Below are 23,836 nucleotides of genomic sequence, written 5' to 3' on the forward strand. Positions count from 1 at the left end.
CTTAGTGCCTTCGATCAGCAATGATCGTCGAAAACCTCGTTAAACGGGGGAGTTCTCTTATGAGATAATCCCGTGCTAAATGACCTCAACATACTTGTATGTCGGAAATACTTCGAAAGGGAGTGCCGCCATGCAATGTGTTTATAAAATAATTAACAAAACTAACGGGAAATTTTATGTAGGCAGAACGTTTGATATCGTCCAGAGGTGGAAGAGACATCGAAGCTTGCTTCTACTAGGCCAACACCATTGCACACATCTACAAAATAGTTGGAACAAGTATGGGGAGAATAACTTTGATGTGCACACCGTTCAAATGTTCGAAACAGGGGATGAGGTAGAGGATCTACGTCTTGCTAAAACCTTAGAACAGGAATTTATCGAAATGTATAAACCCACCGGTATTTTATATAACAAGTCTTGGTCTGCTGAAACTGGAGTAAGCAAAGGAGAAGACCATGTTCATTATTCTAAAATGCCGTGGGATTGGATGTACTCCGGAGACATTTCTAGGTGGCGAGAGATGATTGAATCACGCAACATGAATGGCGAGAACAATCCGTTCTACGGTCGAACACACTCTGAGGAGACTCTAAAGGTATTATCTGAAAAATGCGCAAATTACGGAGAAGACAACGGATTCTTCGGAAAGCACCATTCAGATGAAACTAAACGCCTCATAGGTAGTAAAAACCGAGGAAGGCTCGCCGGAGGAAAAAATCCTTCCGCCAGAAAAGTCATCGTTCTCGGAGAATATTTCGATACTGTTAAGGAAGCATGTGAATACGTGGGTATTTCTGCTGGAACCTTCTACAAAAGAGTCAGATCAGATGACTATCCCGACTACAAGTATGTTGATTAAAGGTCTAAATGCCTAACGACCATCGAAACCACGCCTAGTGCGTAAGGGAGTAGAGTAGGGCGCAAGCGATCGGCGTCCGAAAAGCGAGGGGTCTGCGTTTGCAGATCGTGATATGGTCTTCTCTTACGGGTGACCGTAAGCAGCCGTAACAGGCGCGCTGGACGTAGCGAATCTAGCGGAAAATCCAGGTGGGGTTTACCTCGGAAAAGTACGCGCAAGAGGATCGGACATTCGCGGACACAAGAACACGTCAAGCGGCGTCATTCCGTGGATTCGCCAGCTCAATAATACGGCCGTCAGCGTAGATCAACTCGGCACGCGGAAAGGCGCAATCGCCGTCTATCTCGACGTATTCCACAAGGATATTCTCGCGTTCCTCGACCTCAAATTGAACAACGGTGACGAGCGGATGCGTGCGCACGATATCTTCCACGGCGTATGTCTGCCGGACTTATTCATGGAAACCGTCGATGCGCGCGGAGATTGGTCGCTATTCTGTCCGCATGAGGTGCGTAATACTCTCGGATGGACAGACGCGGACGGTCGCGCGTTAGGGCTCGAAGATTTCTACGACGAGGAGTTCGGCGCTGGTTCATTCCGCGATAAATACGCCGAGGCCGTCGCACATCCGTTGTTGCCGCGTATAACCGTCCCGGCGATCGATATCATGAAGCGGATTATGAAATCGCAGCTCGAAACGGGCACGCCTTACATGTTCTATCGTGATACGGTCAACCGCGCGAATCCGAATAGTCACCGCGGAATGATTTACAGTTCGAACTTGTGTACGGAGATCATGCAGAATCAGTCGCCGACCGTAGTGGAAACGGAAGAACTCGTAACGAAAGACGGACAGGCGCGCATTGTAATTACGAAGGTGCCGGGCGATTTTGTCGTATGTAACTTAAACTCGATTCACTTAGCGCGGGCCGTTCCGCACGGTGTACTCGACCGCCTAATTCCGATTCAAATGCGTATGCTCGATAACGTAATCGATATCAACAACATCGAAATACTGCAGGCGCAGCATACGAATAAGACGTATCGCGCGGTCGGACTCGGTACATTCGGTTTGCACCACTTACTCGCGCTTGAAGGTATCCGCTGGGAATCCGATGAGGCCGTCGCATATAATGACGCGTTATATGAGCGGATTAGCTATCTAGCGATCAAGGCCAGCGTAGACCTGGCGAAGGAGAAAGGCGCATATCCTGCGTTTGAAGGCTCCGATTGGCACAGCGGCGAGTACTTTACTAAGCGCGGATACGTTGACGAAGAGTGGGCGGCTTTAACGTTACAAGTCGTCCAGCACGGCGTACGTAACGCATGGATGTTCGCGATCGCTCCGAATGGATCAACGTCTATTATTGCGGGCTCGACCGCGAGTATCGATCCGATTTACGAGCTGCTGTCATACGAAGAGAAGACGACGTATAAGATTGCGAATCCGGCTCCGGACTTAAGCGAGAAGACGATATGGTATTACAAGACCGCCTTCCTCGTAGATCAGCACGCGTCTATCCGTATGGCGGCCGCTAGGCAACGTCATATCGACCAGGGGCAATCGTTCAACCTTTACGTTACGCCGGACATTAAGGCGACCGCGTTCCTTGCATTACACATGGACGCGTGGAGAAGCGGGCTGAAAAGTACGTATTATGTACGGAGCCGCGCGCTGACTTTAGCCGAGTGCGAGAGCTGTGCGTCCTAATTTAACATATACGAATAGGGAGCGTGATTAGTTGAAAATTCAACGCATATTTAACGTAGAGGCGCCGAATAAATCAACGCGCGTCATCGAAGGGGAAAACTCCGGTATTTTAAACTGGAACGATATCCGTATGCCACATATGTATAAACTGTACAAAGTGCTGCTGCTCAATCACTGGATCGCGGACGAAATTCCGATGAGCAAGGACGCACAGCAATTCGCGCAACTCGATCCGGAAGAACGGCGGACGTTTAAGATAAACATTTCGCTGCTCGCCGTGCTGGACTCGATGCAGACTGCGTTCGTTGGCGATGTCAAGCGCTACTTTACGGACAGCTCGCTCGAAGCCATTTCCGCAATCATCGCGCAGCAAGAAGTCGTCCACAACCAATCGTATTCGTACGTATTGTCATCGCTAGTTTCCGATCAGGAGCAGCGCGAGATATTCGAATACTGGAAGCATGATCCGGTACTGCTCGAACGGAATACGTTTATTGCGGACATTTACCAGGAGTTTCGCGATAATCCGTCGCCACATACGTTCTTTAAAGCGATGGTTGCGGACCTGATCCTCGAAGGCATCTTCTTCTACAGTACATTCGCGTTCTTCTATAACCTGGCGCGCGGCCAAAAGATGATGGCAACCTCACAGATGGTGTCGTACATTCAACGCGACGAGAACCAGCATTGCTATTTCTTCGCGGAAGTGTTCAAGCAGCTTCTCGCAGACTTCCCGGAGCTCGATACGCAGGCTAATCGCGATTACGTATATGCAACGATCGACCGCGCCGTCGAACTCGAAACGAACTGGGCGCACTATACGCTGGCTGACGTACGCGGAATCGATCTGGCGGAACTCGGCGACTACATCAAGTACACCGCGAATAAACGCCTGCGCCTACTCGGAATGGAAAAGGCGTATGAAGGCGTGGACGTTAACTGCATGCCGTGGATTAAGCCGTTTTCTGACGACGCGCTCAACGCAACTAAGACGGATTTCTTCGAAGGGAAATCGCGTAACTACGGGAAAGTATCGGAAGATAACGGATTTGACGACTTGTAACGGAGGGCCTGCGGGCTGCTCCGTTTTTTTTGTTTTATTTATCTGCGAAAAGTGTGCGGGATCGATTTTCTAGTTGTTAAGATTAGTATAAGGCGCAAACATCACGCACCGCAGCGCCTACCCAAACGAAACGGAGATGATACGATGTCCAACGCAACTCAAACGTCTAACGCAGTTACATTTCGCGAAGTATCCCGCAAAGCCAACGCAGGTGAGCGCATCAAGATCGTTAAGGAGCGTACCACTTTCGGTCACTATCGCAATGGTGACGTACTGCACGTAACTCGCGTCGATTTGAACGGTTTCGCATACTTTCCGGTAGAGAAACGGGTTGATAATCCGGACGGTATCATGATCGCGGGACCCGATGAATACGTAGTCCTCGAACCTATCGCAACTCCTGCGCCACTCACCGCATCTCTCCCGGACCTCTTCGCGCAATTCATCCGCGACAATGCCGGCGCCGTACGCAGCTACTTGGCGGAGATCGATCCGGTTGATAGCGCGGAGCCGACCGTAGGGGAGAGCGTTAGCGAGCCGCAACTGACACGCGCCAAGGTTATCGAAATGGCTCGCGAAAGGGTAGCGGAGTTGGGGCGGATTGGGCGGTCGCTTGACGATGATCTTCCGAAAGGTACGCCGTTCCAAGACCGATTTTACCGCATTGAGTTTCACGTTAACCGCGATAAACGAACGGTAACGGCGTTAGCTCGAACCGGTAATTATCCGAGTGGTAAGAAGCCAGCCGCAGTAGGCATCGCAAAGGCCGCGCCAGACGACGTATTTAACGCAGACATCGGCAAGGCAATCGCGGCTGAACGTGCGCTCGGCCTGACGTTGACAGGTGCGTTTGTGAATGCGCCGAAGCCGGAGAAGGCGGTACCTGGTGCCATCATCCGTAAGGTAAGCGGTGCGCATATCGGTACGACTCGCATCGTTGATCGTACCATAATGAACGGTAATGCCTACGTATTTACCAACGGATACAACTCGGAGGTAAAAAACTGCGCAGTCATCGACGACACTGACGCAGACTACGAAGAGGGGCGTGAAGCCGCGTGACCAAAGACGAATTAGTTACCGCGCTCATACGTTCACCTCTCCTAGGCGATGCGCAAATACTCGTATGGCGGCCGGAAGGACAGCGTTTAACAACGGAAATTAGCTTGCGAGAGGTCGGCGCGAGTCAAATCGTAATCGAGGAGGTGGACGCGTAAATGGACGTGTTGCATACGTACGGCGGCGGGACTGACGTTGTACTCATTGTTATCGGAGTAATCGCGTGCATAGTCGGCTTAGTCGTTCTAATCGCAGGAATAACCGCAGTCGAAACACCTCCGCTCGTCCTCGGCGGCCTCATGATGTTAGTCGGATTATTCGCATTCGCTGCCGCAAACCAACCGGTCCGCCACGAAGTCACTCTCCGCCCAGGCCACGTTATCGACGCGGCTAAGTACGAAGTCATCGATCAGCGTGGAGCGATTTACGTAATTGAGGAACGGGAGGTGAGCGAATGATTGGGAAGTTACTTGCGCTATATTATCTTGCGCTGTTCATCGCAGTTTGCTTCGGTTGGGACGCGGATAACTTCATCTCCGCAATCGCGTTCATCACGTTAGCTCTTGCATTCTTCGTCGAGTCAGAAGTTAACAAATAACGTTAAGGAGGCCGCAAGCCATGCCGCTACCCAAAGATACGATGTTTTTCGGATTCCGCGAAAAGTTAACGCCTGAGCAACGCATATATGTCGATAGCATTTTCGATAACCGCATCACGTTCGTTAACGCGAAGTCCGGCACGGGGAAAACGACGCTCGCCGTAGCTGCCGCGAAGTTGATCGGCAAGCCGCTAGTGTACGTATTCTCGCCGGTCGAAGAGGGCCGCATGGGATTCCGGCCGGGAACGCAGCGCGAAAAGGAAGCCGCGTATATCACTCCGCTAACCGATGCGCTGGCTGAGATCGGCGAGAGTCCGGAGAAAGCGATATTTAATCCGGAAGACTTTGCGGCTATGAAGCGTGGCGATCACTGGGTATATCCGATGTCACACGTATTCGCTCGCGGCATCAACATTAAAGGGAAAACGGTGATACTCGATGAGGCGCAGAATATGACGCGCGGTGAGTTGAAAAAGTTATTAACGAGAGTCCACGATGACTGCAGCGTTATCGTCATCGGACACACGTTACAATGTGATCTCCCCGACGCAAGCAAGTCCGGATTCGCGCCGTATATCGAACACTTTCGCGATGAGCCTTACGCAAATGTATGCGAATTAACACGTAACTTCCGCGGCCAATTGGCGCAACATGCCGATGAGCTCGCGTGGTGAACACGAAAGGAGACGTTAACATGGACGAAGATGTGCGCGGATTTGAATGCGAAGGTTGCTACGAATGGGTCGAAGTTGAAGTCGGTACCTGGGCGGAGGAAAACGATATGTGTCCGCAATGCTGGTGCGAATATAACGGAGGTTGATCGATATGGCGTATAAATTCGAACGCACGCCGACCGGTTACAGCGTCAAGCCCGCGCCAGCCGAACGCATCGAACGCGAACAGGCTACGCGTGACTGGGCGGCGATTGCAGTAGTGGTCGCGGGATTAATCGCGGTATACACACTAATTTAACGAAGGAGTGATCGTATGGAAGAAACGGTAACTATCGCAAAGTCGGATTATGAGCGTTTGGTTAAGGATAGCGAATTTCTCGGCGCGCTCGAAGCGGCTGGCGTAGACAATTGGGTCGGTTATGGTTACGCGTGGGAATTGATGGACGAAGAGGAGGACGCCGAGTGAACGCAATTGACGTAAAATTCAAGCGCCTGCATCCGGACGCTAAGATTCCGCAGTATGCAACGGAAATGGCCGCCGGCTTCGATTTGGTGGCGGTGGAGGACGTAATCATTGCGCCGGGCGAGACGGCAAAGGTTCCATTGGGATTCGCGGTGCAGATTCCGCTAGGCTACGAGGTTCAGATCCGGCCGCGTTCGGGAGTTACGTTTAAGACGAAGCTTCGCGTAGCTAATTCGCCGGGAACCATTGACGGGGATTATCGCGGAGAGGTTGCGGTACTTATCGATAACATTGCTCCAGTATGGGACGCGGCCGCTGGGTATGCGCTAGATATCGAAGGTAAACCGACACATGCGCCTGTTCGCGGATTTCTTCCGGAAGGTGCGTATATCATCCGAAAAGGTGACCGCATCGCTCAAGGCGTACTCGCCGCAGTATCCCGCGCATCCTTCGAAGAGGTCGCGGAGCTTGACGATACGGAGCGCGGAGATGGCGGATTCGGCAGTAGCAGAGTGAACGCAATTTGATCAAACGGCAGTTATCGAAATATACCTACGCAATCATCACCGCATACTGTACGACGGTTTGGATCGGGCTACTAGTCCGGACGATTATACAATAGGAGGTCGCACATGATCGTAATCAGCGTTTACCTCTCGCTAGGTATGTTAATCGCAATGGCCTTCGCTAAGTGGGGCGTGATTGACCCGGATGACGAAGGAATGCGCGAACTAGAAAGGTCGCCACAAATGCAGCGCATGTTCTTGATTATACTCGCGCTATTATGGTTGCCGCTTATACTGATCGGCGGAATCCAAGCGACTATTACACGGAAGGGAGATGACGCGAATTGAAACAGTATCACGATCTACTCCGACACATTATCGCTAATGGCGTTGAGAAATCGGACCGAACCGGAACAGGAACGTTATCCACTTTCGGTTACCAAATGCGGTTTAATCTCGCGGAAGGATTCCCGCTAATTACGACTAAACGCGTACATTGGAGGTCGGTCGCGCACGAACTACTCTGGTTCTTGAGCGGTAACACTAACGTTCAGTATTTGCGCGATAATGGCGTAAGCATTTGGGACGAATGGGCTGACGATAACGGTGAACTTGGTCCTGTTTACGGCAGGCAATGGCGTTTCTGGCCAACGGAAGAGTACGAAACTGTCAACGTTCCGCGCGACGTTCCCGCATATTTTGACCGTACGCAGCCCATATACAAGGATCAGATTGCGGACGTAATCGAACAAATTCGCACGAATCCGGACAGCCGCCGCCTAATAGTATCCGCGTGGAATGTCGGAGAGCTTCCGCAAATGGCGCTCCCACCGTGTCACTTCGCGTTTCAGTTCTACGTAGCTAACGGAAAGCTCTCGTGTCAGTTGTACCAGCGCTCGGCCGACGTATTCCTAGGCGTACCGTTCAATATCGCGAGCTACGCGCTTCTGACACATATGATTGCGCAAGTTACTGGACTGGAAGTCGGAGAGTTCGTCCATACGTTAGGTGACGCGCATCTTTACTCGAATCACTTAACGCAAGTAGAGACACAACTAGGCCGCGACTATAGACCGTTGCCGACTCTTCGCCTGAATCCGGAAATCACCGATATCGACGCGTTCACATTCGAAGATATTACGCTTGAAGGTTACGATCCGCATCCGGGAATTAAAGCGCCGGTCGCGGTCTAATACGAAAAAGGAGGACGCGTAAATGAGCGAATCCATCTACGTAATCTTAATCAACGGCCGTCCTTATCGGAAGGAACGCGCAATCAGGACGTATGTATCGTCGGAGCGCGCGGAGAAAGAGGCTAAGAAGATATCGCGGTATTTTTCGTGCCAAGACTCCACTTTTAAAGTCGCAGAGTTTGTGGTAGTTAACGAACGCGTTGTAGCTGGGATAACAGACGAATATATCGATGTAGAGGAGGGAGCGGAATGAGTAATCGTGTTCCTTACTCGTATCTTGAGTTGGAGTACATCGAGCGCGAGTACGACGAGCAGGTTCCTTTACGCGTTATTGCAGAGAACGTAAACGAGGAGTTTCATGCGGCTAGCCTGGTGAGAACTCCCGCGTCTATCAGTTACGCAGTAAATCGTTATTACAATGACTCTGAGTGGGTTTCTCGTTTAGAGGAGAAATGGTTATCGGAGGTGTCTGCGGATGACAAACGAAGTCAAAACGGATGACCAACGCCAACTCGCCGAAGTCCTCCCGTTCGTACCGCGCCCAACTCCAGAATCAATCGCACAGGCCGCCGTCATCACGCTACTCGAACGCTATGCAGACCTGGCGCGAGCTGGCGAAGTCACCGGCGTAATTATCGCGGCCAAGACGAAGGACGACGTACTGCACGGCGAAATCATGGCGGAATATGTGAACGTTAATACGCGGGAACGGACGCTACTGATCGGGGAGATACGCGAGGTTAGTTCGTACGATTACGACATATAACAACGAAAAGGAGCGGATTAGATGGCGCAGTTAATCGGAGTTAAGGAGCGCGGCGAAGGTTTCATCGAGTACAACGGTGAGTATTACGAAGCTCAGCACGAAAGCGTCGCGGCAGTTGCGGGAGATATTGTGCGTCACGACCGCGGTTACTCGCTGTCTATCATCGGCACTTATGACGTTTTAGATTCCGACTTGGAATACGAAGTTGCAACCGGCGACTACTGGCGCTATGACAGCGATGACGACACGCTGTTCCGCAAGGTTCCGTCTCTGTCCGAAAGTCTCGCATCCAAGCGCACCCAACTCGCAACGCTCACGGCTGAAATCGCGCAACTCGAAGCGCAACTCGCCGAGGAATCGCGTTTGAAAGTCGGAGATTACGCGCGGGTTACGGATACAATGTCAGTCGACGATTTTTACGTAGGCGACATCGTATTTATCGAATACTTTGACGCGGCTAGAGACACGTATGTACTCCGCGGCGAGTGTATCTTAACCGAAAAGTACGAATGGTTCTCGCCTGCCGCGTTAACTAAGATCACGCCGGCCGAAGCCCGCGCATCTCTCATCGCTAAGATTGATGCACATTTCGGCGGACAGGAGGCGGATTAATCTCGCTAAATACTATCGCGCAAATCATCGTAGCTATATCAGTAGGAATCAGCGCAATCAACGGTGTCCCGCCGAACGAGCCGGAGCCGCCACAACCATCCGCAGTCTCTTCGCAGGTAACAGGCAAATCTGCGAAGGAACAGGCGGAGAGTAAGGCGCAAGACGACGTTTGGCAAACGTACGAAGCGACCGCATACACAGCTTTTTGCGCGGAAGGTTGTACGGGAATCACTGCGTCCGGACTCGACGTCAGCGAAACGACTACGTATAAAGGACGCGTCATCGTCGCGACTGATCCGAAAGTTATAGCGCTTGGCACGCGCTTAATCATCCGGACGGATGACGGTGAGGAAATCGCAGGGATATCCGCAGACAAAGGTGGCGCAATAAAAGGCCGCAAGCTTGACGTATTAGTCGCGTCAGAGAAAGAAGCGCGCGAGTTTGGCCGCCAGAAAGTACGCGTTAAAATCGAAAACTAAACGATAAGGGAGCGGATTATATGAACGCAAACATTACCGTATTGAAAGACGAAAGCTTGAGCGGTGCAGGACGCGTCGTTGAACGTGAATATCGCGAGGTTAAACGGAAGGCGAGCGTTGATGAACTCGTTAAAGTTGTCGATAATACGAGCAGTCATCGGTTTAGCATCGGAGAAATCGTTCGAATGTCCGGGTCAAATCAAGCGCAATATCTTGACAAGAGCGACTGGTGGATGGTTAAGGATGCGGATTACCTCGCGCTCGAACCGTCCGACACCCTCCACATCAATACGCCTAATGGCGACGGAAAAGCCGCACGCTTCCGCATGGTCGATCGGAAAGCCGCGGTAGGCGAGCGCGTTATTGTCGTAAGTATGCTCGGAGGAAACTCGGCTAGTGGCCGCTACTACAAAACCGGCGATATCGCGAAAGTGAAACGTATCAAAGACCGTGGAGTATTAGCTGATCTTACGGAGAACGAGGACTACCGCGGTGGCGGACAATGGAACATTGATAGCGTAGACTACCGCGTACTCGAACCGGTAGACGCGCCCACTCCCGCCCCTCTCTCCGCCAAGCCCGCGCCTGACCAAGCGGCGGAAATCATCGCGAAGTTGACGGGGCGAGTGGCTGCGCTTGAGAAACGTGTGGCGGCGTTGGGGACTGCGGATGTTACTGACGAAGATGTGGCGGAGATATCACGTATTGCGCTTGATCCTCCGGTATCTAGCGGAACAGCTAAGTTAACGCGGGTTAAGTCTCCGCAAGAAATCCGCGATGACATCGTTAAGCGTGCGAAGGAGGACTTGGCGGACTTGCGGAAGTTTGCGGGAACTAAGGTTCCGAACGATTTCGTAAGCTTCTGGCCGCATACAGGCCGCTCAACAGATTACAGTCCGATGCATACGGTTGAGTACGTTGTTAACCGCGATAAACGTACGGTGGTCACAATCATTCGTAGTGACTGTCGCGGACATATTACGCGCGGCATCGCAAAATGTGCGCCAGGCGACGTATTCAACTCGCATATCGGACGTGCGATTGCGTTGAGACGTGCGCTCGGCTTGGAGATTCCGGAAGAGTACGTTAGCGCGCCTCAGCCTACGGAAATACGCGTTGGGGATGTCGTAGATGAGACCGACCGTATGGAGCGTAAGGGACGCGTAGTTGATGCGGTTAGACCTAGCGGTTACTCATCGTCAGAGGAAGGACTTACGTTCGAAGGCGGAGGTTGGGCGTACATTTGCGAATGTAAAATCATCGACGACTCCCGCGAATCAGACAGCGCAGAGCCGCGGAAGGAGGTGGCGTAATATGATCCGATTGCACAGCGAAGTTTTCTTAATCACCGCAATCAACCGCAAGACGCGCGCCGAGACATTCGCAGACTGGCGCGTCGGCGATCGAGTCCGTTTCAGCACCGTAATGAAGGCGATGGCGGGCGCACCCGGTGGCGGTGTCTACGTAACAACCTTCTACGCGGAGAATCTTACGCAAGGCACCCGCACATCACGGTCACAGACGAACATGAACTCCGTGATAGACTCGTTCGAATTGCGTCTGGAAAGCGAGGTGACTGCGGAATGAGTACGCTATCTAACATCGCTTTGGCGGGCAAATTACGCGCAGGTAAGGACGAAGCTGCCCGTTACCTCGCGTCAAAGTACGGATACACCGCGTTCGCATTCGGAGACGAACTCAAGCGTGATTTCCACCGACGCTATCCGGAGATCCCACGAGAACCTAAACCTCGCGTCGGCTACCAAATGCACGGTCAGCTCATGCGGGAGTACTACGGAGAGGATGTGTGGATAGACGCTTGCTTCGAGAACGTTGACGCGCATAGGTTATCATTCAGCGATCCAGATAACGTTCCCGCGGTCATCACTGACACACGCCAGTTAAACGAGGCTGAGCGCTTGAAATCCGCCGGCTATGTCCTCATCCGCGTCGAAGCACCGGAAGCCCTCCGCATCCAACGCGCAGTTGCGTCAGGCGACCGCTTTAACCTCCGCGACCTTACGCACGGCACGGAGACGGCGCTTGAAGACTACGCGGCGGACTTCACGGTGACGAACGACGGCGACCTCGCGCACCTCTACCGCCAAATTGACGAGATCGTACGTCAACTCTCCGGAAGTGACGCCTCATGAAGGAGTCGGAAACTACACTTAACATCGCAGAAGAGTGGCGTAAAGGATACGAAGCCGGTTACGTAAACGGACGGATTGACGCATTAGACGGGCGCGAGTATGACGATCGGACGCCGCTGCAGAAGCGGAAGAATAAGGAGGTGGACGCGATGACACCGATAATCCCGAATCATAACGGATACGGCTTGCGCAATGATGAGCGCCCATTTGCGCATAAGATACCGCCCGGCGGTAATTGGAAGGCGCTCCCTCGCGAAGATCAAGTCGCGTTTATGAAGGGCGCGCTTAACTCAGGCGGAGGCCAAACGATGTATCTTCGTAGACTTGCGTGGGATGAGCCGGCATTAACGGTGCTGGCGTCTCCTAACGCAAAGGCAACGTGTCAGTTACATCCCGGAAAATTAGACGTAGAGGAGGCGGACGAAACGCATAACCACGATCCGAAGCCGTTAAGCGAACACGTCGCTACTAAGCTCGAAGCGGGAGGGTACGATGCTTACAGAGGCAAACATCGGATAGCCACGATGGAAAAGCCTTGTACAGCGGTTTTGACGCAGTGGGCGAAAGGTGCCCCGAACGGTTTAATGTACCCGCAAGGAAAACGAGAGGAGTCGGTTCCCATCCGAAATTACAACGTTACTCCGCAATTACCTCCGAACGGCCTTACGGTCGCCGAGTTCTTTTGTGGTGGCGGTCTGATGGCTGTCGGACTCAAAGCGGCCGGCTACGACATTACATTCGCTAACGACTTCGATAAGCGCGCGGCACAAGCTTACGCGTACAATCTCGGTGATTACGTTGTCTGCGGCGATATTACAAGCGGCGATATTCAAGCGCAAATCCCTGACGCGGACATATTCGCAGGCGGTCCGCCATGTCAAGATTATAGCGTTGCGGGAACGGGCGCCGGCGAAGGAGGGGAACGCGGTAAACTCGTATGGACGTATCTCGATATTATTGCGCGGAAACAACCGAAAGCATTCGTATTCGAGAACGTAAAAGGTCTGCTTACGAAGAAGCACCGCCCAACGTTCGACGCGTTAATCGCTAAATTCGAAGAGATCGGATATAGCGTATCCTGGCGCCTGGTTAACGCGTGGGATTACGGGGTCGCCCAAAAGAGAGAGAGCGTGTGTTTATCGTAGGCGTTCGTAATGATATCGGATTAACGTTTGAGTTTCCTGAGCCGCGACCGGAAGATTTTCGAACGCAGGTTCTACGTGATGTAATCGGGGATTTACCGGAGCCTGACAACACTGAGAACAATAATTTAAAACCTATAGGGGAGTATGCAGGTTTCGAGAGCAGAACGCGAAGAAAAGATATGGACGATGTTAGTTACACCGTAGACACGCGGTGGGACATTAACTACGTACATCCACAGCAGCCGCGCAGATTCACCGTCCGTGAGTGCCTACGCATCCAGTCCGTGCCAGACACGTACGTGCTTCCGGACTCAATCTCGCTATCAGCGCAATACCGCATCGTCGGCAACGGAGTGGCGAGCCGGGTATCGTACCTCATCGGAGTCGCGCTAGCGGAGCAACTTAACGTAGCTCTAGCGTCGGAGAATCAATCCTTACCGGAGGTCGCGTAATGAACGGCGCGGACTTCTTTGACCGCTTCCAGCCGCCAGATGAACGCGTGGAGATCGGTGGAATCGGATGTGAGCCGCAGGTGAGCATTTACTGCGCCTACTGCGGCGAACCGATTGAGCGCGGCATCCATTCCGTTACATCTTACGCAAGCGGTGCGAAGACACACGACGGATTTTGCGAGGAACAGTACGTAGAGAACGAGTTGGGGATAACGCGGTCAACCGTATGAAAACGTAAGTATTCGAAAAATTCACGATAGAGGAGCGGCGGGCTCGGTGGTATCTTGTTAACGCGAGATTATCCGCTTGGTCTGCGCCTTCTCATCGTTAAAAGGGAGCGGATTCAGTATATGTTCAACAGTGACGTTATGTTTTCTTCCAAGACAGACTTACACGCAACTCCACAAGACTTTTTCAACGAGTTGAACTCTGAGTTTACCTTTGAGACTGACGTGTGCGCGTTGCCGGAGAACCACAAGTGCTCAATATTCTTCACTCCTGAGATGGACGGTCTTGCTCAAGATTGGCGCGGAGTATGTTGGATGAACCCTCCTTACGGAAGAACAATTGGGGAGTGGGTGCGAAAAGCATATGAGTCCTCACTTAATGGAGCTACAGTAGTCGGCCTCCTGCCCGCTCGAACAGATACTAAATGGTTTCATGAATATTGCTATGGAAAGGCGGAGTTAAGATTCGTGAAAGGTCGTTTGAAATTTGGCGATGCAACGAACTCAGCTCCGTTTCCATCAGTTGTAGTTATCTGGCGTCCAGTAACCCAAAGCGAAAAGGAGGCGGCGTAATATGGGACACGTTAAAGTCGATATCGAAAAGGGTTCGCGCAGCTACAACGTTAAATACTCGCTCAACGACGCGGCCGGTGTTAAGGCGCTTCTCCGCGATCGTCACCGGATCAGCTCCGCACGCTTTCGCGGTGATTACGCCGCCTGCGACATTCTCGTCGATTTGCATAGCGCAATTAACAGCGCCGGCTTGACGGATCGCCAGACGGAAGCCATTGCGTTCGTATACGGAATAGACGTTACACAGGCGGAGGCGGCGCGCCAGATGGGCGTTTCCCGCGAAGCTGTTACGCAGTTAATCGAAGCAGCAGCGGAGAAAATGGCCGCGGTTTACAAGCGTTGGGAATACGGAGAGGTTAGCGTTGAATACACGGAAGATAACGAACTGGAGGCGGTTTAATGGAGAACTATAAATGGGCGTTTCACGAGGTAATCACGGAGTTGTCGGAGGCGAATATCGAGGATCGCGGTGAACGTATGGCCGCGGTTGAGGCGTTAACCGATTCGTACATTGACGCTAACGGAGAGCGTCCGGATGTTGATGCGCTTGAGCGTCTGACTAACTTGATCCTCCGTGAAGAATTAACGGATATGCACCCGGATAAGATGACGCGCGAAGAATATCCGATTATGTCCCTTCACCAAGAGGACAGACGCCGCAGTAATGAGTACGAGGATGTACTGGCGGATGCCTATGACGTCGCAGGAGTTAACCGCGCTAAGCCTGAGCGTCGTCACCGTACGAGTAGCGATAATACTTTCGTTGAGAAACTGGCGCGTAAGAAGAATCGCGAACGAAAAGCGCAGTACAAGCGTGATACGTCGCCGGGAGAAGTTAAAACGTACAATCTCTACGAAAATGGCGGCGAGCTTACTGAGCCTTTCGTTAATTGCGTCGGCATCGGCAAACGCTGGGCTACCGAGATGGGCGCAGTTAATGAGACGGAGATAATTACGGTTGTTATTCCGCCTCTATACGAAGAAAAGGCCGCAGCTTAATCGCGCGGCTCTTTTTCTAATTCGAGTACATCCGTTATCTCTACGCCAAGAACTTCGCACATTATCGCGAGATTGTCAAGCGGTAGCCGCAGCGTCTTGTTGGCGCGCATTTCTCCGACAGACGTACGTCGTATTCCGGTCATGCGTCCGAACTCGCGATCGCCTATGCCGCGCTCTTTAAGTAGCTCGTCGAGTTTGAGGCGGACTTTATACGTGGACATTGAATTGCCACCTCCTACGTTTAGTATATCGTAAAATTTGTCACGTTAAAAGTGCCGAAATGTGTTGACACGTTAAACGGGACATAATATACTGATAACAGTTGGAACGTTAAACGTGCCAATTGAGACTGAGGCAGAGGAACTCAACGGCGGTAATCTCCGGAACGAAGGGCTTATGTAACCCGAGGTACTCTTTTGAGGAAAGAACCGGCGTCGCTAGTCATTTAAGACCCTAAGGGACAAAAGGTTGAACGATCCGATGCCTAGTCTAATAAACTGCGAGGTGTTGTCTTATGTCACTGATTGAATACAAAGGTAATAAATATAAACCCTGTCCTTATTGCAAAGGAAAGGGATACAAAAACGGGTATGAGCATGTTCGTAATGGTATTTGTTTCCAATGCGAAGGGTATAAGTCAGTAGAAATATTCAATCTTATAGAAAATACTCGAAAGGAAATGCAAAAAGAAAAAGAGGTGGAGTATCGCTACTCTGAAATTAAAAGGTTAAGACTCTTACTAGGAGGAAAGAAAGAGAGCGACATGAAAGCAATTGACAAGTCACGTCTCAGTCTCCTTAAAAGGAATGAGGAGGCACTTATAAGACAGGGCATCCCTCTGCCGGAGAAGTGTCAGGATGAGGAGTGACGTAAAATGCGAACGCTGCGACGGTTCCGGCCGCTACGGTTGTGCCGGCACGGGCAACGCTAATACGCCGGCCAAACGCGTATTCTGCGTCAAGCCTCTCGCCAAGTTCGGATTCCAGCGCGGCACCTTCGCAGTCGCCCGCATGACAACGCCAGCCGCGTACACAGGCGAGACGCGTTGGATCATCCGCGGCCATACGCTGCTTGATCGCCAGATTAACGAATACTTTCGGGAGGTGCCGCGCAAATGAGTAAGGAGGCATACGCATCGATTTTGCTACAGCACGTTTATAAATATGGTCCAGACGACGCGGATCGATTTTCGCTTATCTCCGCGACCTTTATCGGTATCGTTGATTCAATCGTTAACCAGGCGGACTACACAACCACACAGAAAATGACGAAGATACGTAATCTAAACGACGCGCGTAAGGAGGTATTAGCGGATGAATAAGCGGTTGTTTGCGGCAGGTAAACGTGAGGGTGGACGGAGTTATATTCGCGTAGCTGGCGGCGGGTGGGTCGAGGTAAAAACGGCGGTGTCGGATGAAAAGGAGCGTTGATCTCCGAAGGGTGGTTGCGCAGACAGGAATACGTGAGATATTCGTCGAAATAACGAGTTGCGGGCGTGAGAAGGCGCCGGACTTTAGGGAGAACGTTATGGGTATTAGTGTAGATGTATACGGAAAGATGCGCGTATGGGAAAATATACGGGGATTTGAAATAGAAGAGAGAAACCGAATACTCAGCGGTAAGAAACTGGATACCAGCGAGATAAGCATGTGGGCGACCTCAGAAGAAGAGGTAGAAGCAGAGCATCGCGATCAGCTTACTCGTTCTATCGATCAAGCAGAAGAAATAAGCAAAGAACTTAGTGAGTTAGGGATAGACGTTGAATACGTAGTTACATCATTTTACACTAATCTTCGTAGAGGTTTCTGGCTTCACAATTACTATATCGAAGAAGTTAAACAGGATAACAGTGGGTATATTTACCAAACTTATGAGCATGAAAAGTCTAGCGATTATAAGAGAGAGGTATACTCAGACCTCAAGGAAGCGATCACGAATATCTTATCTTACTATCACTACCTATCGGATAACCCGAAATCTGCGGATGAGGTAATTCGCGCTAAGTGGGATATACTCGTTTGAAAAGTGAGCCGGAGATAATCCGGCCCTTTTTCGTCTTTATTTCCGTTTAAACTCGTAAACTGTCCCGCGCGCAATGACATCGACGGTACTCATCCGTTCATAGACGGCGTTAACAACCGCAAGTACCTCAGATTCATCTTCGTAGCGCTCTAGCTGCGCCTGGCCCGCGTCCTTAATCGCCTTCATCGCGTCTTCCGGCAGTCCTAACGTCCTTACCGCGCGAATAACGTTAGTCTGCGCGTCAATCAAGCATAGCGTAACTACGTTTCCTTCTCCGCTTATAAACGTCAATGCGACGTCTTTCATGTCTCGGGTAGCTACCGTCAGTGTTACGTCATAAGTCCAGTCTTCGCCGAGGTAAGATACGGCAATAAACGGAATATCCTCGTAAATCCATACGTGTAATCGCAGTAACGTGTCCCTGAACGTCCTAATTTCGCGGTTTGTCGCGCTATTTATGTAGTACAAAACGTCAAAGCTTGCGCTGGTCAAACGCGAGGCACAACGCTCGACTCCGGGCGCTTCGTTATCTTTCGGAAATGGCGCTCCAACTTCGTATTTTTCAATCATCGTAAAACCTCCGCCTCAAATTCGTAAACTCCGCGCACGTAATATGTACCTCCTATCTTAACGCTATTACCGCCGTAACGTTCGATCACGCCGCCGTAATCCGCAATCTGGCCGTTCTGTTCACGGATAATTACGCGGACCTGGAATAGAGCGGCGGCCAGTAGCTCCGTATTTGTACGTAAATTGCGTATGATCCTCGCCTCCTTTACGAAAATATATATTCGTCAAATTAACGGAAAATCCTTCAAACTACCTTACATTTTACCCGTTCAGTTACCTACGTAAATGAAGGCCGCGCTTCCATAGGCGGCATATCCCGTTTGGGGAACGAAATTAACCGAAGGAGTGACGTGATTATGGCGGCTATTAACGAAATCAGCGCGCGCATCAACGTAGATGTATCCGAGGCATTAACCGGACTTAAGGCGATTCAACGCGAGGCTAAGAAGGCTACGCAGGCATTGCGCGAGCTTGAAGAGGCGCAAAAGGCGGTGAGTAAGTGCGGTTTACATACGCAAATTACCGACACTCAGACCGGGGTCGTCGTTAAGGACTTCGGTATAGACTGCGGTGTTTTGATTTCTACGCCTACAGAGGATGACTTTCGTAGGATGTCCGAAATAATCTCCAACAGTCGCTTGAATAAGGAGGTGGCTGCGAGTGAGTAGAACGCTAAAAGCGAAAGTTACCGCAATTAGAAGCGCCAGTCCTTCAGGAAACCTTACGCCAGTTGGACGTAACGGCTACGCTAAGGACGAGTTAGGCCGCGTATTTAAGTTCCAGACGTTGGAGCAAATCGAAGCGCACAAGAGGCGGAAACAGCGCGACCAGGATCAGCGCCATTTCTCGTTTTCACATATGCATAACATGACGGAAGTTACACGTAACCTATCGAACAAATACTGCGGATACATACTGCTTTTACAGCCGCATATCGAGTACAAAACGGGACGCCTCGTTAATCCTGGCCGCGATCCAAAACCGCTTAAAATCACGGATATCGCACGTATTTGGAGCGTGTCCAGACGTACAGCGCTCGTAGTTGTTGACGAGCTGCAGACGCGTAGCATTATCTTCGAGACTGGCGGAACGTATTCGATCAACGAGCGTTACCATTTCCGCGATAAGGCCGGCACCGAAGTCGACGCGCTGATTAAGACGTTCTTTACGACGCTCAGACGCGTTAAGCTTACAGCGGCGGATCTCGGCTTCGTATACAAGTTGCTTCCGCAAGTCCACTACGATACGAACGTTATTTGTTCGGACGCATTCGCAAGCACGCCGGAGGACGTCCGGTTCCTGAGCGAGAAGCAAATCGCATCAATCGTCGATATGAGCGAGACTAAGACGCGGGATGCTTTGCGGAGATTGCGTAAGGCTGGTGTTACTGGCGAGTGGGTACGAGGTGACGGAGACGATCGCGAGACTCTTACGGTGCTGAACCCATACGTGTTTTATCGTAAAGCTGGCGAGCCTGACGGGACATTGCGGACACTATTCGCAGCTCAACGTTTCGAGGCCGCATAAAATACGATACCTTTTTTGCACGTTTTGGGGTAGATACGATACCTTTTTTGCACGTCGAAAATAGCGAGGAAATCGGCTGAATCCGTTGCTGGGCGCGGGTTTATTTCCGTTTCCTCGTTTTTGTGCTCGAAATTCCTTCTTATCTTATAAAGAAGAGCGAAACAACCGCGCATTCCGTAAGGGTTAATTCACGAACCTATGTGACGAAAACAATACCAATCGAGGTCATACACCTACCGCTTCGGTTGATTTTGCTTCGCAAACTAAACCTCGCGGGATCATTAAGCATAAGGAATAACGCGTAATCAATTATATGTCCCTGAGCCGACAGGCGAGGGTGGCAAGGCCGCCGGCCGCAGTCAAGCTTTTGAAGTATCTCACGCACTACAAAATAACGCGGGTTCACTTACGTTAAGCGAACGCTAAGTGAGCGGAGGGAGAACGTATGTTAAACGTACTATTCGTATTGTTAGGCGTTCATATTGCGTTAGTACTAGTCGTATTAGTGTACTATATTCCGATTGCAATTAGAGAGCGCAATGACTTCGTAACTGTAACGAAAGACTTGGCGGTTACTGCGATTAACCCGTATGTATACGCGCTGTTTATTATCGTAATGTGGATCGATGATATTAACGATTGGAGGCGTAAGTAATGCACGTAAAACTCGAAGACGGACGTTATGTAATGGCGTTGACTACGGACGACATAAAGCAGAATTTATCAACGGTAAGTACGCGTGATTTACACGCAGAACTAGCGCGTAGGACAGGCGTTAGAGAGATCGCAAAGGAACGTAATCTTAACGTAGATAATATCGAATATCACGACGGTATCTTCTGGTATTGCGTTAGAGGCGGAAGTAAAGGGAGCGCTACTCTCATTCGTTATCCGCTCGCAGAATACGCAGTATATCCGTAATATTAGCGCGTCTATCTTACGCCATGCCTGAGCGTAGGATGGCGCGTTATTAGCGTTAAATACACGGAAGGAGGACGTAATAATGGCGAAGCAATTAACGTCTGAACAGTTCATCGCGATTGAATGGCTCGCTAAGCCACGCAAAGGCGGTAAGACATACGAAGAGATCGCATCTATATGCGGAGTAACAGCGCGCACACTAGAGAACTGGCGTAAGGATGCGTCGTTCGAAGCGGAGTTCAAGCGTGCTATTGTGCGTGAGAACAGCGCTAAGTTACCGGAGTTGGTCGACTCGTTATCCACGATAGCTATACGGGATGGCAATGCGGCTATGGCGAAGTTAGCGCTACAGATTAGCGGTATGTTGACGGACAAGATTGAAGTGGAAACGAAGGATGGCGAAGGAACGGATCTGGTTGCGTTGAAGGCACGGATAGAGGCCGCGAAGGTGAGATCCGAAATGGCGGAGTAGGTGCGGTACTATATGAAGGAAGATGCGCGGTGGGACTTCGGATGCTTTCGTATGGGTCCGAATAACCTACAACGCGCCCTTCCTACGCAGCCTCCCCGAAACTTTTCGATCCCTCAACGCTTCACTACGTTACAGTACGACGGTTTATGCATAACGCTTATTTTCCGCTGTATATTGCCCGTATAATAGGCGCGGTACACTCCGGGAAATAGGCGCATAACCTTCCAGCTACTAAAGGGCATAATCCGCGTAGGAATGCGGGTTGTACGCGTTAATAACTGGAAATGCATATGCGATGTATAAGGCGCGTTTATGCAGCGGTCACAAACGTAGGCGGGGCGCGGGTTTGCGGAGCGGACTTGTGTTCAGAATCTGACTTTTGTGCACATGTCCGTGCATATCCGTGATTAAACGGGATTATTACGATTATGCAACGCGGATGTATAAACGGAGTGGTTGCGAAGAGGGGCGGCGGTGTCGGCGTGACCCCCAAGGCCCCCCGTCGCGGGCGGCCGGGTCAGGTAAATTTACAATCCGCGTATCAAAATTTAACTTTGGACTTTACGGAGGGAGAACGAACAATGAACGCAACTATCGAAAATAACTATCGATATCACTCACCGCAACCAGGACAACCGGAGAAATACGAAGCAATTCGTTCGAAAGCGAAGGAGCTGGCGTATTTGATTGACGAGATGGCTCCGAACTCGCGCGAGAAATCACTCGCAAGTACGAAACTAGAAGAGGCGGTAATGTGGGCGAATGCTTCTATCGCTAGAAATACGTAAAATTCCCGTGTAATTAGCGCTTTTCACCCGTTCGGAGTGTATCCGTTAGGGTCAGCGCCTAAACACGCTAATTACACGCGATTTCAACGTAACTACGAAAGGAGGCGGTATCTATCGCATGGACTAACGGAAAATGGATCGGCAGAGAGGAGCGCGGCGCTAAGTTAAACGAGTTGTCCGCGCTCTTAGACGTGTTAGAGGGCGTAGATATCGCCGACCTTTCAGCGGATGACGCAGCGGAGATTGACGCACAGCTTGTGGAGTATGAGCGGCTGGAACGTATACACCGTTGCGAAACGGATCTGATCGAATTTGCGCTAGAGTACTTTTCAGAAGCGCGGAATCCTGGCAACGACGGAAACTGGGACGGCTTCGACATCACGGACGCAGACTTAGCGCCTATATTTCACCGCGAGATTGCCGTGATTATGGACGATGTCTCCAACGATACGACAAACGATAAGGTCGCAGTGGCGGCGCCCCGTTCTCACGCGAAATCAACGTATTTATCCAAGGGCTTCCCATTGCGTGAGATTGCGTACAGGAAGCGCAAATACGAAATTATCATATCGGATACACCAACGGTCAGCTCCGGTAACCTAGATTGGATCGCGATGCAACTTAAAAGCAACGTTAAACTACGCGCAGACTTCGGCCCCTTGTTATCGCCGAAGCAACAAGAGAATCCGAAGGACAATAGCTCGGAGTTTATTGCGTGGGAGCCCCGTGAGGATGGTACGAAGAAGCTGCTTACAAAAGTCGAGGCTGCATCAACGGGACAGGCGCTCCGTGGACGTAACTGGAACGGTGTACGGCCGGACTTAATCGTATGTGACGACTTGGAAGATGCGCGACCAGGCGGTAACGCATCAACGCCGGACTTGCGTAAGAAGCTCCGCGATTGGTTTGCACAGACCGTCGTACCGCTCGGTGATCCGAAGGGTAAGCGGACGGCCTTCGTTTACATGGGAACGACCGTCCACCACGAAGCGCTCCTCGTTGATGTGCTTTATAATCGCGCGGACTTCAAATCGAAAATCTACCGCGCCGTTATCGATTGGCCTGAGCGTATGGACCTGTGGGAAGCGTGCCGGCTCGTATATAAAGACCCGGACCGACCGAAAGAAGCGCGCGCTAAGGATGCGCTCGAACTATACGAGATGAATCGCGCGGAAATGGACCGCGGTGCTATCGTACTGTGGCCGGAAGCACAGCCGATATGGCGCCTGATGAAATTCAAGTGGGACAACGGATCGAAGGCGTTTAACACGGAGTATCAAAACAATCCGGTCGACGAAGAATCGATGGTATTTAATCCGGAGTCATTTACGTATTGGGACGGAAAGATGGAGCTTGACGCAATCTTGCGGGAGTCGGACGTCTATATGGGCGTCGACTTTGCGATGGGTAAACAGCGCGGCGATTATTCCGCTATTGTTACGATCGCGCGCCATAAGAAGACCGGAACGAAGTACGTAATCGATGCGTATGGGGAACGCGTTAAGCCTGACGAGTTTATCCGCGTTATCGTCGAAAAGGTCATGCGGTATCAGCCAGTAGGAATCGCGGCAGAGGCGCAGGCTGCGCAGGAGTTCTTCGTGCAGAAGCTAAAAGAGGCGTTGAGAGCTGCGGGATATCCGGCAGGAACTCGCGTTAAGGAAATACACCAACGAAGCCGCAAAGAGCTGCGGATTGAAGCGTTACTCCCGGATATCGAGAGTGGCGCTATTCAATTTTCGAAGCGGCATGCGTTATTGCTTGAACAGTTCGAGTACTACGGAACAGGATCGCATGATGACGTTATTGACGCGGCAGAAATGGCCGTGAGTATTGCGAAAACAGGACGTAAGAAACTCCGCAAGAAGCCGCGGGGAATGTAACGGAAAGGAGGACGCAAATTGACCGAATTTTATACGGTGAAGGAAACGAAGTTGTTTTACCCCAGCGCTCAATATCCGCCACAAACGGAAATACGGCGATTAGCTAAATATGAGCGCGGCC

General features: G+C 51.2%; 40 protein-coding genes and 1 pseudogene. 38 read left to right on the forward strand and 3 right to left on the reverse strand.

The genetic code is table 11. From position 1 onward, the window contains the following. Positions 1-130: 130 nt before the first annotated feature. From ACR8BL_RS26015 to ACR8BL_RS26095, 17 genes and pseudogenes are all read left to right on the forward strand, one after another. The gene (locus ACR8BL_RS26015) at positions 131-862 is read left to right on the forward strand and encodes an NUMOD3 domain-containing DNA-binding protein (RefSeq protein WP_434750213.1); all 732 of its coding nucleotides are present in this window, start codon (positions 131-133) and stop codon (positions 860-862) included. A gap of 187 nt (positions 863-1,049) precedes the next feature. Further along, positions 1,050-2,573: pseudogene (locus ACR8BL_RS26020) on the forward strand (ribonucleoside-diphosphate reductase subunit alpha); the annotation flags it as partial. A 31-nt stretch (positions 2,574-2,604) separates the two neighbouring features. Then, positions 2,605-3,636 (forward strand): ribonucleotide-diphosphate reductase subunit beta, encoded by a 1,032-nt coding sequence (locus ACR8BL_RS26025; RefSeq protein WP_434750214.1) that lies wholly within the window; start codon positions 2,605-2,607, stop codon positions 3,634-3,636. 567 nt (positions 3,637-4,203) lie between these two features. Next, positions 4,204-4,698: a hypothetical protein gene (locus tag ACR8BL_RS26030; protein ID WP_434750215.1), complete on the forward strand. Its 495-nt coding sequence runs from the start codon at positions 4,204-4,206 to the stop codon at positions 4,696-4,698. Between the two features lie 155 nt (positions 4,699-4,853). After that, on the forward strand, positions 4,854-5,153 hold the full coding sequence (locus tag ACR8BL_RS26035) for a hypothetical protein (protein ID WP_434750216.1): 300 nt from the start codon (positions 4,854-4,856) through the stop codon (positions 5,151-5,153). After that, on the forward strand, positions 5,150-5,293 hold the full coding sequence (locus tag ACR8BL_RS26040) for a hypothetical protein (RefSeq protein WP_434750217.1): 144 nt from the start codon (positions 5,150-5,152) through the stop codon (positions 5,291-5,293). The genes ACR8BL_RS26035 and ACR8BL_RS26040 overlap by 4 nt, the downstream gene beginning before the upstream one ends. A 20-nt stretch (positions 5,294-5,313) precedes the next feature. After that, positions 5,314-5,967 (forward strand): PhoH family protein, encoded by a 654-nt coding sequence (locus ACR8BL_RS26045; protein WP_434750218.1) that lies wholly within the window; start codon positions 5,314-5,316, stop codon positions 5,965-5,967. Between the two features lie 20 nt (positions 5,968-5,987). Then, positions 5,988-6,113 carry a hypothetical protein gene (locus ACR8BL_RS26050; protein ID WP_434750219.1) on the forward strand — a complete coding sequence of 42 codons (126 nt, stop codon included), beginning with the start codon at positions 5,988-5,990 and terminating at the stop codon, positions 6,111-6,113. Positions 6,114-6,118: 5 nt separating this feature from the next. Next, on the forward strand, positions 6,119-6,265 hold the full coding sequence (locus tag ACR8BL_RS26055; protein WP_434750220.1) for a hypothetical protein: 147 nt from the start codon (positions 6,119-6,121) through the stop codon (positions 6,263-6,265). A gap of 15 nt (positions 6,266-6,280) precedes the next feature. After that, complete coding sequence (locus tag ACR8BL_RS26060; protein WP_434750221.1) at positions 6,281-6,433, forward strand: hypothetical protein; 153 nt, start codon at positions 6,281-6,283, stop codon at positions 6,431-6,433. A gap of 5 nt (positions 6,434-6,438) precedes the next feature. Next, positions 6,439-6,957, forward strand: a complete 519-nt coding sequence (locus ACR8BL_RS26065; RefSeq protein ID WP_434753257.1) for a dUTP diphosphatase — start codon at positions 6,439-6,441, stop codon at positions 6,955-6,957. Positions 6,958-7,062: 105 nt separating this feature from the next. Further along, positions 7,063-7,284 carry a hypothetical protein gene (locus ACR8BL_RS26070; protein WP_434756478.1) on the forward strand — a complete coding sequence of 74 codons (222 nt, stop codon included), beginning with the start codon at positions 7,063-7,065 and terminating at the stop codon, positions 7,282-7,284. Then, positions 7,281-8,129: a thymidylate synthase gene (locus ACR8BL_RS26075; RefSeq protein ID WP_434750222.1), complete on the forward strand. Its 849-nt coding sequence runs from the start codon at positions 7,281-7,283 to the stop codon at positions 8,127-8,129. The genes ACR8BL_RS26070 and ACR8BL_RS26075 overlap by 4 nt, the downstream gene beginning before the upstream one ends. Positions 8,130-8,151: 22 nt before the next feature. Next, positions 8,152-8,382 (forward strand): hypothetical protein, encoded by a 231-nt coding sequence (locus tag ACR8BL_RS26080; RefSeq protein WP_434750223.1) that lies wholly within the window; start codon positions 8,152-8,154, stop codon positions 8,380-8,382. Further along, positions 8,379-8,630 (forward strand): hypothetical protein, encoded by a 252-nt coding sequence (locus ACR8BL_RS26085; protein WP_434750224.1) that lies wholly within the window; start codon positions 8,379-8,381, stop codon positions 8,628-8,630. The genes ACR8BL_RS26080 and ACR8BL_RS26085 overlap by 4 nt, the downstream gene beginning before the upstream one ends. Beyond that, complete coding sequence (locus ACR8BL_RS26090; protein WP_434750225.1) at positions 8,605-8,895, forward strand: hypothetical protein; 291 nt, start codon at positions 8,605-8,607, stop codon at positions 8,893-8,895. Before ACR8BL_RS26085 ends, ACR8BL_RS26090 begins: the two co-directional genes overlap by 26 nt. A 21-nt stretch (positions 8,896-8,916) precedes the next feature. Beyond that, entirely contained in the window at positions 8,917-9,507 is a 591-nt protein-coding gene (locus ACR8BL_RS26095; RefSeq protein ID WP_434750226.1) for a hypothetical protein, read from the forward strand. 57 nt (positions 9,508-9,564) lie between these two features. Here the strand turns inward: ACR8BL_RS26095 and ACR8BL_RS26100 are convergent, their stop codons facing one another. Next, on the reverse strand, positions 9,565-9,702 hold the full coding sequence (locus tag ACR8BL_RS26100) for a hypothetical protein (protein WP_434750227.1): 138 nt from the start codon (positions 9,700-9,702) through the stop codon (positions 9,565-9,567). Positions 9,703-9,788: 86 nt separating this feature from the next. Between ACR8BL_RS26100 and ACR8BL_RS26105 the strand changes: the two genes are divergently transcribed. The 10 genes from ACR8BL_RS26105 to ACR8BL_RS26150 all read left to right on the forward strand — a co-directional run bounded on the left by ACR8BL_RS26105 (position 9,789) and on the right by ACR8BL_RS26150 (position 15,535). Continuing rightward, on the forward strand, positions 9,789-9,986 hold the full coding sequence (locus tag ACR8BL_RS26105; protein WP_434753258.1) for a 3D domain-containing protein: 198 nt from the start codon (positions 9,789-9,791) through the stop codon (positions 9,984-9,986). Between the two features lie 20 nt (positions 9,987-10,006). Continuing rightward, the gene (locus tag ACR8BL_RS26110) at positions 10,007-11,299 is read left to right on the forward strand and encodes a hypothetical protein (protein WP_434750228.1); all 1,293 of its coding nucleotides are present in this window, start codon (positions 10,007-10,009) and stop codon (positions 11,297-11,299) included. A gap of 1 nt (position 11,300) precedes the next feature. Next, a complete protein-coding gene (locus ACR8BL_RS26115; RefSeq protein WP_434750229.1) occupies positions 11,301-11,573 on the forward strand; it encodes a hypothetical protein in 273 nt (90 codons plus the stop codon). Next, positions 11,570-12,139, forward strand: a complete 570-nt coding sequence (locus ACR8BL_RS26120; protein WP_434750230.1) for a hypothetical protein — start codon at positions 11,570-11,572, stop codon at positions 12,137-12,139. Before ACR8BL_RS26115 ends, ACR8BL_RS26120 begins: the two co-directional genes overlap by 4 nt. Continuing rightward, positions 12,136-13,284 carry a DNA cytosine methyltransferase gene (locus ACR8BL_RS26125; RefSeq protein WP_434750231.1) on the forward strand — a complete coding sequence of 383 codons (1,149 nt, stop codon included), beginning with the start codon at positions 12,136-12,138 and terminating at the stop codon, positions 13,282-13,284. Before ACR8BL_RS26120 ends, ACR8BL_RS26125 begins: the two co-directional genes overlap by 4 nt. Then, positions 13,272-13,736, forward strand: a complete 465-nt coding sequence (locus tag ACR8BL_RS26130) for a DNA cytosine methyltransferase (RefSeq protein ID WP_434750232.1) — start codon at positions 13,272-13,274, stop codon at positions 13,734-13,736. The genes ACR8BL_RS26125 and ACR8BL_RS26130 overlap by 13 nt, the downstream gene beginning before the upstream one ends. Then, positions 13,736-13,966 (forward strand): hypothetical protein, encoded by a 231-nt coding sequence (locus ACR8BL_RS26135; protein WP_434750233.1) that lies wholly within the window; start codon positions 13,736-13,738, stop codon positions 13,964-13,966. The genes ACR8BL_RS26130 and ACR8BL_RS26135 overlap by 1 nt, the downstream gene beginning before the upstream one ends. 138 nt (positions 13,967-14,104) lie before the next feature. Beyond that, complete coding sequence (locus ACR8BL_RS26140) at positions 14,105-14,536, forward strand: DNA N-6-adenine-methyltransferase (RefSeq protein WP_434758362.1); 432 nt, start codon at positions 14,105-14,107, stop codon at positions 14,534-14,536. A gap of 1 nt (position 14,537) precedes the next feature. After that, positions 14,538-14,936, forward strand: a complete 399-nt coding sequence (locus ACR8BL_RS26145; protein ID WP_434750235.1) for a sigma factor-like helix-turn-helix DNA-binding protein — start codon at positions 14,538-14,540, stop codon at positions 14,934-14,936. Then, positions 14,936-15,535 (forward strand): hypothetical protein, encoded by a 600-nt coding sequence (locus ACR8BL_RS26150; RefSeq protein WP_434750236.1) that lies wholly within the window; start codon positions 14,936-14,938, stop codon positions 15,533-15,535. The genes ACR8BL_RS26145 and ACR8BL_RS26150 overlap by 1 nt, the downstream gene beginning before the upstream one ends. Here ACR8BL_RS26150 and ACR8BL_RS26155 read toward each other — a convergent pair. Next, complete coding sequence (locus ACR8BL_RS26155) at positions 15,532-15,756, reverse strand: helix-turn-helix domain-containing protein (protein ID WP_434750237.1); 225 nt, start codon at positions 15,754-15,756, stop codon at positions 15,532-15,534. The two genes, ACR8BL_RS26150 and ACR8BL_RS26155, sit on opposite strands and share 4 nt — an antisense overlap. Positions 15,757-16,049: 293 nt before the next feature. Here ACR8BL_RS26155 and ACR8BL_RS26160 point away from each other — a divergent pair, with 293 nt between their 5' ends. The 4 genes from ACR8BL_RS26160 to ACR8BL_RS26175 all read left to right on the forward strand — a co-directional run bounded on the left by ACR8BL_RS26160 (position 16,050) and on the right by ACR8BL_RS26175 (position 17,557). Next, positions 16,050-16,403 carry a hypothetical protein gene (locus ACR8BL_RS26160; protein WP_434750238.1) on the forward strand — a complete coding sequence of 118 codons (354 nt, stop codon included), beginning with the start codon at positions 16,050-16,052 and terminating at the stop codon, positions 16,401-16,403. Further along, positions 16,393-16,653, forward strand: coding sequence for a hypothetical protein (locus ACR8BL_RS26165; protein WP_434750239.1), 261 nt, complete (start codon positions 16,393-16,395; stop codon positions 16,651-16,653). The genes ACR8BL_RS26160 and ACR8BL_RS26165 overlap by 11 nt, the downstream gene beginning before the upstream one ends. Next, positions 16,650-16,856 carry a hypothetical protein gene (locus ACR8BL_RS26170; protein WP_434750240.1) on the forward strand — a complete coding sequence of 69 codons (207 nt, stop codon included), beginning with the start codon at positions 16,650-16,652 and terminating at the stop codon, positions 16,854-16,856. The genes ACR8BL_RS26165 and ACR8BL_RS26170 overlap by 4 nt, the downstream gene beginning before the upstream one ends. 92 nt (positions 16,857-16,948) lie before the next feature. Further along, entirely contained in the window at positions 16,949-17,557 is a 609-nt protein-coding gene (locus tag ACR8BL_RS26175) for a hypothetical protein (protein WP_434750241.1), read from the forward strand. A 36-nt stretch (positions 17,558-17,593) separates the two neighbouring features. Here ACR8BL_RS26175 and ACR8BL_RS26180 read toward each other — a convergent pair whose 3' ends face one another. Further along, positions 17,594-18,025, reverse strand: coding sequence for a hypothetical protein (locus ACR8BL_RS26180; RefSeq protein WP_434758282.1), 432 nt, complete (start codon positions 18,023-18,025; stop codon positions 17,594-17,596). Positions 18,026-18,483: 458 nt separating this feature from the next. Here ACR8BL_RS26180 and ACR8BL_RS26185 point away from each other — a divergent pair, with 458 nt between their 5' ends. The 7 genes from ACR8BL_RS26185 to terL all read left to right on the forward strand — a co-directional run bounded on the left by ACR8BL_RS26185 (position 18,484) and on the right by terL (position 23,715). Continuing rightward, positions 18,484-18,795: a hypothetical protein gene (locus tag ACR8BL_RS26185; protein ID WP_434750243.1), complete on the forward strand. Its 312-nt coding sequence runs from the start codon at positions 18,484-18,486 to the stop codon at positions 18,793-18,795. Then, positions 18,788-19,654, forward strand: a complete 867-nt coding sequence (locus tag ACR8BL_RS26190; RefSeq protein ID WP_434750244.1) for a hypothetical protein — start codon at positions 18,788-18,790, stop codon at positions 19,652-19,654. The genes ACR8BL_RS26185 and ACR8BL_RS26190 overlap by 8 nt, the downstream gene beginning before the upstream one ends. Before the next feature lie 445 nt (positions 19,655-20,099). Further along, a complete protein-coding gene (locus ACR8BL_RS26195; RefSeq protein WP_434750245.1) occupies positions 20,100-20,309 on the forward strand; it encodes a hypothetical protein in 210 nt (69 codons plus the stop codon). After that, positions 20,309-20,575: a hypothetical protein gene (locus ACR8BL_RS26200; protein WP_434750246.1), complete on the forward strand. Its 267-nt coding sequence runs from the start codon at positions 20,309-20,311 to the stop codon at positions 20,573-20,575. Before ACR8BL_RS26195 ends, ACR8BL_RS26200 begins: the two co-directional genes overlap by 1 nt. Before the next feature lie 82 nt (positions 20,576-20,657). After that, positions 20,658-21,047 (forward strand): phBC6A51 family helix-turn-helix protein, encoded by a 390-nt coding sequence (locus tag ACR8BL_RS26205; RefSeq protein WP_434750247.1) that lies wholly within the window; start codon positions 20,658-20,660, stop codon positions 21,045-21,047. A gap of 581 nt (positions 21,048-21,628) precedes the next feature. Continuing rightward, positions 21,629-21,835, forward strand: coding sequence for an Acb2/Tad1 domain-containing protein (locus ACR8BL_RS26210; protein ID WP_434750248.1), 207 nt, complete (start codon positions 21,629-21,631; stop codon positions 21,833-21,835). Positions 21,836-22,026: 191 nt separating this feature from the next. Continuing rightward, complete coding sequence (terL, locus tag ACR8BL_RS26215) at positions 22,027-23,715, forward strand: phage terminase large subunit (RefSeq protein ID WP_434758283.1); 1,689 nt, start codon at positions 22,027-22,029, stop codon at positions 23,713-23,715. Positions 23,716-23,836: the final 121 nt, after the last annotated feature.

The sequence above is a fragment of the Paenibacillus amylolyticus genome (assembly GCF_051136285.1).
GTDB lineage: Bacteria > Bacillota > Bacilli > Paenibacillales > Paenibacillaceae > Paenibacillus > Paenibacillus amylolyticus_F.